The sequence below is a fragment of the Arhodomonas aquaeolei DSM 8974 genome, from assembly GCF_000374645.1.
Classification (GTDB): domain Bacteria; phylum Pseudomonadota; class Gammaproteobacteria; order Nitrococcales; family Nitrococcaceae; genus Arhodomonas; species Arhodomonas aquaeolei.
In genome coordinates, this window is sequence record NZ_KB894831.1 from 1 (window position 1) to 11,945 (window position 11,945).

The 11,945-nt window shown below is 70.4% G+C and carries 10 protein-coding genes; 4 read left to right on the forward strand and 6 right to left on the reverse strand.

Annotated elements, in window-relative coordinates; genetic code table 11:
- From C516_RS20135 to C516_RS0117640, 4 genes are all read right to left on the reverse strand, one after another.
- A partial coding sequence (locus C516_RS20135; RefSeq protein ID WP_040409525.1) for a contractile injection system protein, VgrG/Pvc8 family occupies positions 1-286 on the reverse strand: 286 nt, incomplete at its 3' end.
- A 378-nt stretch (positions 287-664) separates the two neighbouring features.
- Entirely contained in the window at positions 665-1,672 is a 1,008-nt protein-coding gene (locus C516_RS0117630) for an NAD(P)H-dependent glycerol-3-phosphate dehydrogenase (protein WP_018719741.1), read from the reverse strand.
- A gap of 13 nt (positions 1,673-1,685) precedes the next feature.
- Positions 1,686-2,162 (reverse strand): protein-export chaperone SecB, encoded by a 477-nt coding sequence (gene secB / locus C516_RS0117635; RefSeq protein WP_018719742.1) that lies wholly within the window; start codon positions 2,160-2,162, stop codon positions 1,686-1,688.
- A gap of 40 nt (positions 2,163-2,202) precedes the next feature.
- Positions 2,203-2,628 (reverse strand): rhodanese-like domain-containing protein, encoded by a 426-nt coding sequence (locus C516_RS0117640; RefSeq protein ID WP_018719743.1) that lies wholly within the window; start codon positions 2,626-2,628, stop codon positions 2,203-2,205.
- A gap of 339 nt (positions 2,629-2,967) precedes the next feature.
- Between C516_RS0117640 and C516_RS20140 the strand changes: the two genes are divergently transcribed.
- The 3 genes from C516_RS20140 to C516_RS20145 all read left to right on the forward strand — a co-directional run bounded on the left by C516_RS20140 (position 2,968) and on the right by C516_RS20145 (position 6,460).
- The gene (locus C516_RS20140; protein ID WP_018719744.1) at positions 2,968-4,155 is read left to right on the forward strand and encodes a murein hydrolase activator EnvC family protein; all 1,188 of its coding nucleotides are present in this window, start codon (positions 2,968-2,970) and stop codon (positions 4,153-4,155) included.
- A 59-nt stretch (positions 4,156-4,214) separates the two neighbouring features.
- Positions 4,215-5,540, forward strand: a complete 1,326-nt coding sequence (locus C516_RS0117650; protein WP_018719745.1) for a S41 family peptidase — start codon at positions 4,215-4,217, stop codon at positions 5,538-5,540.
- 152 nt (positions 5,541-5,692) lie between these two features.
- Positions 5,693-6,460 carry a divergent polysaccharide deacetylase family protein gene (locus C516_RS20145; RefSeq protein ID WP_018719746.1) on the forward strand — a complete coding sequence of 256 codons (768 nt, stop codon included), beginning with the start codon at positions 5,693-5,695 and terminating at the stop codon, positions 6,458-6,460.
- Positions 6,461-6,485: 25 nt separating this feature from the next.
- Here C516_RS20145 and C516_RS20150 read toward each other — a convergent pair whose 3' ends face one another.
- Positions 6,486-7,421, reverse strand: a complete 936-nt coding sequence (locus C516_RS20150) for a methylenetetrahydrofolate reductase (protein ID WP_018719747.1) — start codon at positions 7,419-7,421, stop codon at positions 6,486-6,488.
- 4 nt (positions 7,422-7,425) lie between these two features.
- Positions 7,426-8,622: a glycine cleavage T C-terminal barrel domain-containing protein gene (locus C516_RS0117665; protein WP_018719748.1), complete on the reverse strand. Its 1,197-nt coding sequence runs from the start codon at positions 8,620-8,622 to the stop codon at positions 7,426-7,428.
- Between the two features lie 313 nt (positions 8,623-8,935).
- On the opposite strand from C516_RS0117665, the gene C516_RS0117670 reads away from it, so the two are divergent.
- Positions 8,936-11,503, forward strand: coding sequence for a GcvT family protein (locus C516_RS0117670; RefSeq protein WP_018719749.1), 2,568 nt, complete (start codon positions 8,936-8,938; stop codon positions 11,501-11,503).
- The last annotated feature ends 442 nt before the right edge of the window (positions 11,504-11,945 follow it).

Below are 11,945 nucleotides of genomic sequence, written 5' to 3' on the forward strand. Positions count from 1 at the left end.
GGGCGGCCTCGGCGACGAGGGCGTGGAGGGGGCGCTCGCTGGCGTCGGCCTGGCGGATGGCGAGCCGGGCGGGGGCGCCGATGAGGTGCTTGAGCTCGAGATCGCCGCGCTGGCAGAGGCAGTCGAGGCGGTAGCGGAAGGGGGCGCTCACCGCCTCCTCGCCGACCAGGCGGTGGGGGAGCAGCCCGGCCGGTGCGCCGAGCTCCAGGCGCAGCAGCCGCTGGTGCTGCGTGAGCTCGACGTCGAAATGATCGAGCAGCCGGTCCGCAGAGGTGTCGTCGGGCATGTGTCACCGTCCCTGGTCGATCGCCGGATCGCGCCGGTGCGGCGCGTCATCGCCTTCCGCCCTCCTGGCGGTCGGCATGGGCCCGGGGGCAGGCCCCGGCCCGGATATCAAAAGCCTACCGCAACGCAGCGCGGATGCCGATATGCGGGGGCCGGTCGAACGTCATTGTGTGACAGCGGGCACATTCGTTCGGCCTGACTGCGGGTATCCGGGGATGGTTTCCCTGGCCGGGCTACCTGGCGCCGTTTTCGGTCTGCCGTTTGGTCTTCCGCACGGAAGAACCCGGCAGGGACTCACGAGTACATCACCGCGCCGGTCGAGGAAATGCCCGGCAATGCGGTCGCGCGTCCTGGAGAGGCAACGATTCCTGGATCAGGACTAGTCCAGCTCCGCCTTGCGGGTGCGGAGCATGAGGTTGCGGGTGGCCTCCTCGGGGCTCACCCCGCCGTCGAGCAGGGCATGGACCTGCTCGCAGATCGGCATCTCCACCCCCTGGGTACGGGCGAGGGCGTGCAGCTCCCGCGCCGTGCGCAGGCCTTCCACGGTCTGGCCGATGGCGCGTTCCGCGGCGTCGACGTCCTCGCCGCGGCCGAGGGCGAGGCCCATGCGGCGGTTGCGCGATTGGTCGTCGGTGCAGGTGAGGATGAGGTCGCCCACCCCGGCCAGGCCCATGAAGGTGCGGTCGGCGGCGCCCATCGCCTGACCGAGGCGCCGGACCTCGGCGAGGCCGCGGGTGATCAGCCCGGCACGGGCGTTGGCGCCGAAGCCCAGCCCGTCCGCGATGCCCGTGGCGATCGCCAGTACGTTCTTCACTGCGCCGCCGAGTCCGACACCGACCAGGTCGGTGCTCGTGTACACCCGGAAGCGCTCGTCGTGGAACGCCCCCGCCAGGTGCTCGGCGACCGCCAGGTCGGCGGCGGCCACGGTCACCGCCGTGGGCAGGCCGCGGGCGACCTCGCCGGCGAAGCTCGGCCCGGACAGGGCAGCCGGCGGATTGTCGGGCAGCAGCCGGGCGGCGACGTGGTGGAGCAGCCCGCCGGAGTCGGCGTCCAGCCCCTTGGTGGCCCACAGCACCGGACAGCCCGCGGGCAGGCAGTCGGCGAGGCGGGCGAGGGTGGCGGCGAAGGCGTGGCTCGGTACGGCCACGAGTACCCAGTCGACGCCGGAGACGGCGGCGTCGAGGTCGTCGGTCACCGAGATCCCGTCGGGGAAACCGATGCCCGGCAGGTAGCGCTCGTTGCTGCGCTGCCGCTCGAGGGCGGCCACGTGCGTGTCGTCGTGGCCCCACAGCGTGACCGCATGGCCGTTACGTGCCAGCACGAGGGCCAGCGCGGTGCCCCAGGAGCCGGCACCGAGGACGGCGATGGCCGAGGGCGTGGACGTCATCGCCGGCGTCCGGTCAGTGCCGGGCCTGCTGGTTCTCGCCGTCGCTCTGCGCCTGCTGCTGGGCGTAGAGCGCGTCGAAGTTCACCGGTGCCAGCACCATCGGCGGGAAGCCGGCCTTGCCGGTGAGGTCGGAGATCGCCTCGCGGGCGTAGGGGAAGAGGATGCTCGGGCAGAAGCTGCCGAGCAGCCCGCGCAGGGTCTGCCCGTCGAAGCCTGCCACGGCGAACACCCCGGCCTGCTCCACCTCGCAGAGATAGGCGGTCTGGTCGCCGAGCTTGGCGGTCACCGTGATGCGGATGGCGATCTCGTAGGTGCCGTCGCCGATCTCACGGTTGCTGGTATCGAGCTCGACGTTCGCCTCGGGGCGCCACTCGGAGCGGAACACATCCGGCGAGTTGGGTGTCTCCAGCGAACAGTCCTTGAGGTAGACCTTCTGGATGGAGAACTGCTGCTGGCCCTCCTGGGCGGCGGTCTGCTCGTTGTCGGCCATGGTGCTTCCTCGCAAGCTGATGACGGTGTGACGGGTGCGTTCAGCCCCGGCCCTCGGTGGGCAGGCCCTTGTCTTCCCACGCCGGGTAGCCGCCGCGCAGCTGGTAGACCGGCTCGTGGCCCATCTCGCGAAGCTGCCTGGCGGCCGCAGCCAGCCCGCCGCCGGCGCCGTAGACGATCACCGGCCGGCCGCGCAGGCGCTCGAGACGGTCGCCGTGCTGCTCGATGTGGCTGCGCGGCGCGTTCACGGCGCCCGGGAGGTGGCGGCTGACAAAGGCGTTCTCGTCGCGGACGTCGACGAACACGGCGTCCTCCCGGTTGTACAGCCGGGTGGCGGTCTCCGGGTCCACCGCGTCGCGGCCCTGCAGGCGCAGGTAGATCTCGTTGGCGATGATGGCGATGATCACGCCGACGGTGGCGAGCACCAGCAGCCATTGATCGGCGGCGAACTCGACAAGCTTGTCCATCGCGGGCCCATTCGAAGTCGTCGTGGATGTGGCCGGCCGCGGGGGCCCGGCACCTTGGTAGACTGGGCATTATACGCACCACCTTGCATGATGGAACGCTGCTGAATCCATGCGCGCAATCCGATGGCGTTACCAATCTTCTCAGGCCTGTTGTCGTGTCTCAGGGCGCCGGCGCGGCAGGGCTCACGCCAGGCGAGCGCAACGCCGCCGCCGTGCCGCTGTAGCGCGCCCTTCGGGCCGGGCCGTGTGCCGATCGGGCTGCGTCGCTCGCGGTTCATGGTGTCCTGCGCCACCGCGCAACTTGCGCCCTATCTCATCGGCACACGGTCCGGCTGACGCATGACACTACGTCTGAGCATATTGGTACTGGTTGCCGTCCTGGCGGCCGGCGCCGCCACGGCGCAGGAGCGCTCGCTCGGCGACACGCGCGAGCGGCTCAGCGACGTGCGCGAGCGTATGAAGTCCCTGGAGCAGTCGCTGCTCGAGCGTCACCAGCGCGTCGACGGGCTGGACGCCGAGCTCCAGCGCCTGGACAAGTCCCTTGCCGAAGCGGACCGCGCCCTGCGCGAGACCCGCCAGAAGCTCGACGCCCACCGCAAGCGCCTGGCGGAGCTCAAGGCCGAACATCAGCGCCGCAGCGAGGCCCTGGCCGGCGAGCGCGGGCGCCTGGCCGACCAGATCCGCGCCGCCTGGGCCTCCGGCGGGCATTCGTTCCTGCGGGTGATGCTCAGCCAGGAGCGCCCGGATCGCCTCGACCGTCTCGCGGTGTACTACCGTTACTTTGCCAATGCCCGGGCCGAGCGCATCGACGAGACCATCGCCGCGCTCGAACGCCTGGAGTCGCTGCAGCAGTCCATCGACGGGGAGCTCGCCCGGCTGCGTGAGCTCGAGGACCGGCGTGCCGGGCAGCGCCAGGCCCTGGCGGAGAAACGCGAATCCCGCAAGGCCGTGCTGGAGAAGTTGCGCGCGGGTATCGACAGTGACGACCAGCGCCTGGACCGACTGCGCGACGACGAGCAGCGCCTGACCGGGCTGGTCAAAGATCTGCGCGAGCGCCTGGAGCAGCAGCGCCGGCGCGAGGCCGCCGAGGACCGCCGCGAGGAGGTTCCGGCGCCCGAGCCGCCGGAGTCGGGCGGCGATCGCAACGGCTGGCCGGTGGCCGGCAAGCTACTGGCGAGCTACGGCAGCTCCCGCTCCGGGGACCTGCGCTGGTCCGGGGTGCTCATAGGTGCGCCCGCCGGTACCGCGGTGCATGCCGTCGCCGGTGGCCGCGTGGTCTTCTCCGACTGGTTGCGTGGTGTCGGTCTGCTGATCATTATTGACCACGGGGACGGGCGGATGAGCCTGTACGGGCATAATCGCGCGCTCTACCGCGAGGCCGGCGACCGTGTGAGTGCCGGCGAGGTGATCGCCGCGGTGGGCGCGAGCGGCGGACAACGCCGCGAGGCGCTGTACTTCGAGGTGCGGGTGGACGGCGACCCCGTCGATCCGCTCGCCTGGCTCAAGCGGCGCGGAAACCGGGGCTGAGGCGTCATCCAGCGGCCGCGACGGCGTGGTCCGCACAGGAACTTAATAGGGAAAAGAGCATGCGTTTTCCGAGAACCCTCTACACCCTGGCCACCGGGGTGCTGATCGGCTTCATCCTCGCCACCGCCCACCAGGTCTGGGCCGAAAGGGGGGATACCGATGCCGCGGCGGCGAAGGTCCCGGTGGAGGAGCTTCGCACCTTCACCGAGGTGTTCGGCCGCATCCAGCGCGGCTACGTGGAGTCGGTCAGCGACCGCGACCTCATGGAGAACGCCATCCGCGGGATGCTCTCCGGGCTGGACCCCCACTCCGCCTATCTCGACCCGCAGGCCTACAAGGATCTGCAGGCGGGTACCAGCGGCGAGTTCGGCGGTCTCGGCATCGAGGTCGGCGACGAGAACGGCTTCGTGAAGGTCATCGCCCCCATCGACGGTACGCCCGCGGAGAAGGCAGGCATCCAGGCGGGGGACCTCATCATCCGCATCGACGGCCAGCCCGTTAAAGACATCAGCCTCAACGAGGCGGTTCACCTCATGCGCGGCGAGCCGGGTACCGACATCACCCTGACGCTGATGCGCGAGGGCCACGAGCAGCCGCTGGAGGTCACCCTCACCCGGGCGGTGATCCAGGTCGAGAGCGTGAAGTCGCGCCTGCTCTCCCCCGGCTACGGCTACCTGCGCATCAGCCAGTTCCAGAGCGGCACCGGCAGCGACGTGATCGAGGCGATCAAGGCGCTGAAGTCCGATGCGGACGGCGATCTCCAGGGCGTGGTCCTGGACCTGCGCAACAACCCCGGCGGCGTGCTCAACGCGGCGGTGGACGTGGCCGACGCCTTCCTCACCGACGGCGTGATCGTGAGCACCCGCGGGCGGCTCGACAGCGCGGAGATGCGCTTCACCGCGACGCCCAACGACCTGCTCGGCGGCGCGCCGCTGGTGGTGCTGATCAACTCCGGCTCGGCATCCGCCTCGGAGATCGTCGCCGGCGCCCTCCAGGACCAGGGCCGAGCGGTGATCATGGGCCGCCGCAGCTTCGGCAAGGGCTCGGTGCAGACGATCATGCCGCTGCAGGACGGTGCGGCGATCAAGCTCACCACCGCCCGTTACTACACGCCCAGCGGTCGCTCCATCCAGGCGGACGGCATCCAGCCGGATGTCGACATCCCGCAGGTGGAGGTGACCGCCGCCGGCAATAACGGGGTGCGCCCGCTCTCGGAGGCGGACCTCAACCGCCACCTCAGCGGCGACGGCAAGCCCAAGGGGGGTGCTGAAGGCGACGCCGAGCAGGCCGAGGCCGACCTGATCAGCCGAGACTATGTCCTCGCCCAGGCCCTGAACCTGCTCCGCGGGCTGACGATCCTGGACAGCCGCGGCGGGCGTCACTGACCGTTCGGGACGTATTGCCCTGTCGCAGTGGCCGTGGGCGCCGCTGTGGCAGGGTGCGAGGAAGCAGGTGTGGCAAGGTCTGCATGACTGACGAGCAACGCTGTCCACCGCGGCGCTGAGGCATGGCGATACGTCCTCCTGAACGGCTAGTAATGGTGCCAGTGCGTGCGGTGCTGGCCTGCCTGGTGCTGTTCGCGGCACCGGCGTGGGCCACCCCGCGGGTGGCCATCATCATCGACGACCTGGGCCAGCGCCCCGGGGACGTGGCGGTCGCGGCGCTGCCCGGGGCCGTGTCCTGCTCGGTGCTGCCCGAGCGGCCCTATTCGCAGCGGGTAGCGCGGGCGGCCCACGAGGCCGGCAAGGAGGTGCTGCTCCACCAGCCGATGGAGGCCATGGGTGCGACCCGTCCGGTGCCCGGGGCGATCACCCTGGACATGCTGGAGGGCCGGGTGCGCTCGTTGCTGGAGCACAACCTGGCGGCCGTGCCCTACGTCAGCGGGGTGAACAACCATCAGGGCAGCCTGATCACCCGCCACCCCGGGCACATGACCTGGGTACTCGACGAGCTGCACGCCCATGGCGGGCTGTACTTCATCGACAGCCGGACCACGGCGGCCACCGTGGCCGAGCGCATGGCGCGGGAGCAGGGCGTGCCGGTGACCCGGCGCGACGTCTTCCTGGACAACGTGCGCGAGCGCGACGCCATCCGTGCCCGCCTGGACGAGCTCGTCGCCCTTGCCCGGCGCCAGGGCCACGCCGTCGCCATCGGCCATCCCTATCCGGAGACCATCGAGGTGCTGCGCGAGGCGCTGCCGGCGCTCGCGGACGCCGGCGTGGAGCTGGTGCCCGCGAGTGCGCTGACCCGCCCCGGTCCGCCGGGTGAGGCCACCGGGCCGCTGCACGCCGCGGCGTCCCGGTAGCGTCCCGCGGCCGCGGGGCCGGCGTTCAGCCGGGCTGCTCCGCGTGCACGCCGGCGGTCCCCGCCGCCACCTCCGCCTCCGCCGACAGCCCGTGCCACTGGCAGAGGCCGTCGTGCAGGGTCGTGAGCCAGTCCCGTGTGGCCGCGACCTCGTTGAAGGTGTAGACGTGCACACCGGCCAGCCCCTGGACGGGATCGCCGAGGCCGTCCACCAGCCCCCAGACCAGGTCATCGCCACGGTACTCGCCGCTGTGTATCAGCCGTCCCACCAGCCCGCGCTGACGCCCGAGGGCCCGGGTGGAGTCGCCGATGCCGATACGCACGGCCACCGAGAGCAGCCGGCGCCGGTCCATGACCCCGGGGATGCCGGCGAGCACCGGCAGGGTCAGGCCCCGTTCGCGCTGACGACGCAGCCACGCGAGCACCGGCGCGGATTCGAAGCACAGCTGGGTGACAACGTAGTCCGCGTTCGCCGCCTTGGCGGACAGGGCGGCATCCAGGGTACGGGTGTCCATGCGGTGGTGGCCCTCCGGGTAGGCCGGCACCCCGATGCGCGCCGGCCGTGGGCTCGCCCCGGCGAGGGTGTCGAGCAGCTCGACACCCCCCGGGAACGGCCCCGCCGGTCGTTCCGCGTCCCCGCCGACCACGAAGCAGTCGTCGATCCCCGCGGCCGCCATCCGCTCCAGCACGGCCTGGAGGTGATGACGGTCGCGTATCAGCCGGGCGGCGACGTGGGGGACCACCCGGAAGCCCGCGGCGGCGAGCCCTTCCGCGGTATCCAGGGTGCGTTCGATGCCGTGGCGCGGTGAGCAGGTCACCGTCACCGTCGCCCCGGCGGGCAGGGCGGAGGCGCGCTCGTGAACGCCCTTGATCGGGAGCAGTTCGAAGCGGGGGGCGGCGAGGGCCGTGCAGGCCCGCGCCGCGTCCGCCGCCGTTGTCGTGGTCGTCGCCGCCTCGTTCATGGCGTCACCCCTTCGGGGTTTCCTTGTTGGGGTCGTGGAAGGGCTTCGGCACTACCACCGCGTCCTGCATCCCGGTGTTCGCCTCGATGCGCAGGGCCGTGCCGAGCTCGGTGTAGGCGGTGGGGACCATGGCGTAGCCGATGTTCTTCTCCAGCCGGGGCGAGTGGGTCGCCGAGGTCACCTTGCCGATGCGCTCGCCGTCACTGCCGTAGACCGGGAAGACGTCGATCATGGAGCCGTCGGTGAAGTAGCCGATGTTGGGCCCGTCGATCTCCACGCCCACGAGCTTGCGGCTCACCCCCTCGGCCTTGATGCGCTCCAGCGCGGCCCGGCCGATGAAGTCGTCGTCGCCGCGCAGGTCGACCATCCAGTTGTAGCCCATCCCCACCTCGAAGGGGTTGGTGTCGTACCAGATGTCACAGCCGAAGGCGAGGATCGCCCCCTCGATGCGGCGGATGTGGCAGGGCCCGATCACCTGCATGCCGTGGGGCCGGCCGGCCTCGAAGACCCGCTGCCAGAGCTGTTCGCCGTACAGGCTGGCATCGCGCAGGTAGATCTCGTAGCCGATCTCGCCGGAGTAGCCGGTGCGCGAGATGACTACGGACATGCCGTCGATCTCCGCCTCCATCAGGTAGTAGTAGGGGATCTCCAGCACGCTCTCGCCGAACAGATCGACCATCACCTGCTTGGCCTTCGGTCCCTGGACCTGCACCGGGGCCACGTCCACCTCGCGGATGGTGACGTCGAGCCCCGAATTGTGGGCGAGGCCCTGGCACCACAGCAGGACGTCGCTGTCGGCGAGCGACAGCCAGAAGCGGTTCTCCTCGACGCGCAGCAGCACCGGATCGTTGATGATCCCGCCGTCCGGCGCGGTGACGAACACGTACTTGCACTGGCCGACCTTGCACTTCTCCATGTTGCGCGGCACCAGACGCTGGGTGAACTCGAAGGCGTCCGGGCCGGCGATCTCGATCTGGCGCTCCACGCCCACGTCCCAGAGGGTCACCCCCTGGACCAGGGCCCAGTACTCGTCCACCGGATCGGTGTAGACGCGCGGGTGGTAGTGGTGGTTGTAGACGCTGTACTTGCGTACCCCGTGGCGCCGCGAGGCGTAGAAAAACGGCGACTTGCGGATGCGCGGATAGAGCAGGATCTCCGGTGCCTGCGCCGACTGCTCGATCTGCTCGATGACCTGGGACATGGCCGCTCCTCCCAAACGATTGCGGAACTGCTTTTGAGGCGATTACGGGACCGACACCGGGTGACCGTCCGTGGCCCAGACGCTAGCGCCAGCGTGAAGCGCCCACGCCCCCGCGGACGACGGCGACTTTCGCGTGGGCGTCATCGCCGCTCCGGGTGTCGGAAACACCAAAAACGGCGTCGTAAAGGCCTGTCGCCGAACGGAAAAACGGTGTCGTCCGGGGACAGCGGAGTGCGGCCGGCATTCTCTAATGTGGTGTCAAAGTCACCCCGGCGGGGCGGCCCGCGACGGAAAACGGGACAGGAGAGCGGCCATGGCGACACTACCCAAGCAGGCGAACGCGGTGATCATCGGCCAGGGCGGCATCGTGGGCGCCTCGGTGGCCCACCACATGATCGGCCACGGCTGGGACGGACTCGTGGGCCTGGAGGCGTCGGCGATCCCGTCGGATGTCGGCTCGACCTCCCACGCCTCCGACTTCTGCTACATGACCTCCCACGACAAGATGAGCTGCTACACCACCACCTACAGCCAGCGCTTCTACGAGGCGCGCGGGCATTACAACCGCATCGGCGGCATGGAGGTGGCGCGGGTCGACGACGATGCCCGCATGGAGGAGCTCAAGCGCAAGGTCGGCTCCGGCAAGGCGTTCGGCACCAACGCCCACCTCATCGGGCCGTCCGAGGCCAAGGAGCGCTTCCCGCTGCTCGAGGAGGGCCTGATCCAGGGGGCCATGTGGGACCCGGACGCCGGCCTGGTGGTGCCGCGCTCCCAGCGCGTCGCCGGCGAGCTGGTCGACGAGGCGGTGGCCAGCGGCCGCCTGCAGGCCTTTGCCAACACCCCGGCGCTCGCCATCGACGTCCACGACGGCCGCGTCCAGGGGGTGGAGACCCACAAGGGCTATATCGCCACGCCGGTGGTCATCGTGACCTGTGGCATCTGGGGCCCGCTAGTCGCCGGCATGGGGGGGGCGCACCTGCCGCTGATGCCCGTCGAGCACCCGCTGCTGTTCTTCGGGCCCTACGACGCCTTCGCGGGCACCGGTCGGGAGATCGGCTATCCCCTGTTCCGCGACCAGGGCAACTCCGCGTACCTGCGCGATACCGGCGACCCCAGCACCTCGGAGGGTGGGCAGATCGAGTGGGGCTACTACGAGCCCACCGAGCCGCGGTTGGTGTACCCGCAGGACATCGCCAGCAAGGAGGAGGCGCGGCTGTCGCCGTCCATGCGCGACCTCGACGCCGACCAGGTGATGAGCGCCTACGAGCGGGCCCTGGAGATCACCCCGGTGCTCGGCGATCTCGGCTGGGACGAGAAGAGCTCGTTCAACGGGCTGCTGTCTGTGACCCCGGACGGCGGTTCGCTGGTGGGCGAATCGCCGGAGACCCGGGGGCTGTGGTTCTGCGAGGCCGTGTGGGTGAAGGACGGTCCCGGGATGGGCAAGGTCTTCGCCGACTGGATCAGCCTCGGGCGCCCCGAGCTCGATCCCCACGGCATCGACATCGCGCGCTTCTACCCGGTGCAGAAGACCCGGGGCCACGTCTACGACCGCTGCCTGGAGACCGCGCGCAAGATCTACGACCCGCCGGTGCATCCCCGCGAGCCCTACGAGAGCGGTCGCAACCTGCGCCGCAGCCCGTTCTGGCCCCGGGAGCAGGCGCTCGGCGGCTACTTCATGGAGGCCGGCGGCTGGGAGCGCGCCCATGGCTACGCCGCCAACGAACACCTGCTCGAGCGCTACGGCGAGCGTGTGCCCGAGCGCGCCAACGAGTGGGACGCCCGGCACTTCTGGCGTGTCTCCAACGCCGAGCACCTGCGGATGAGCGAGCACGTGGGCATGATCAACCTCTCCCACTTCGCCATCTTCGACGTCTCCGGCCCGGACGCCGAGGCGCTACTGGAGTACCTCTCGGTCGCCCGCGTGGGCGGCAACCAGCCCGTGGGCAAGGGCGTGTACACCCACTTCCTCGACGAGACCGGCGGCGTGCACTCCGACCTGACCGTCGTGCGCCTGGGCACGGAGAGCTACCGCGTGATCTGTGGCGGTGACACCGGCCACCGCGATTATGTGTGGATGACGCGCATGGCCGAGGCCCGCGGCCTGGGGCGCGTGCACTTCGAGGACCGCACCGACCAGCTCGCTACCCTCGGGCTGTGGGGGCCGGAGGCGCGGCAGACGCTTCAGGCCCTGGCGGACGACCCCGACGAGCTGAGCGACGAGCGTTTCCCCTTCGCCACGGCGCGGGAGATCCGCGTGCACGGCCTGCCGGTGTGGGCCTTCCGCATCTCCTACGTGGGCGAGCAGGGCTGGGAGCTCTACGTGCCCTTCAGCTATGGCCTCGGTCTGTGGGACGCGCTCTACGAGCAGGGTGTCACCCCGGTGGGCATCGAGACCTACGCCAACAGCCGCCGCCTGGAGAAGAGCCTGCGCCTGCAGAACGTCGACCTGCTCACGGAGTACAACCTCTACGAGGCCGGGCTCGCCCGCCCCAAGGTCAAGGCCGCGGACTTCCACGGCAAGGCCGCCTACCTCGAGCAGCGCGAGCGCGACGGCCAGCCAGCGTACCTCTGCACCATGACCCTGCGCGAGAACGTCGACGCCGCCGGCGTCGCCCGCTACCCCGTGGGCCAGTGGCCGATCCTCGACCCGGAGACCGGGGACGTCCTCGTCGACAGCACGGGCCGGCGCTCCTACACCAGCAGCGTCGTCTACGGCCCCTCGGTCGGCGAGATCATCGCCCTCGGCTACCTGCCCGCCGCCTACGCCCGCGAGGGCGACACCGTGACCATGGAGTACTTCGGCGAGCACTACCCCCTGCGCATCGAGGCGGTGGGTTACCGGGCCCTGTACGACCCGGACAACGAACGGCCGCGGAGCTGAACGGCCATCCCCGGGTCCGCCTCCGCGCGGACCCGGGGATGGCGCCCCCGGTCTGCGATTGCCCCGTCGGATGTCGGAATCCGTCGGCGTGGCCGTCGCCTCGCGTACCCGGCTCCTCAGTGATGTAGGTCGGCTGCTCCTGGTAGCCGACGTCCCCGGCGCGGCAACGCGGGATGTTGGCTGCCAGGAGCAGCCAACCTTGTGTTTTCGACGGTAAGGGTTTGTAGCCCTTAGTGTCGGTCCCGGGGACGCCTGGGAGAGAGGGGAGCAGGGAGGCTGTAGCCAACCTTCGGCCTGCAGGACAGAGCCTGCGAGGTAGATTCGCCCCCTGCTCCCCATTTTATCTTTGTCGCATACAGCCCGAACGGTATCCAAGGCCTGAGGCACTCAGAGCCTGCACAGACAAGGTTAGGCCGCGACGAAGCGCTCCCGCACAGGTGCT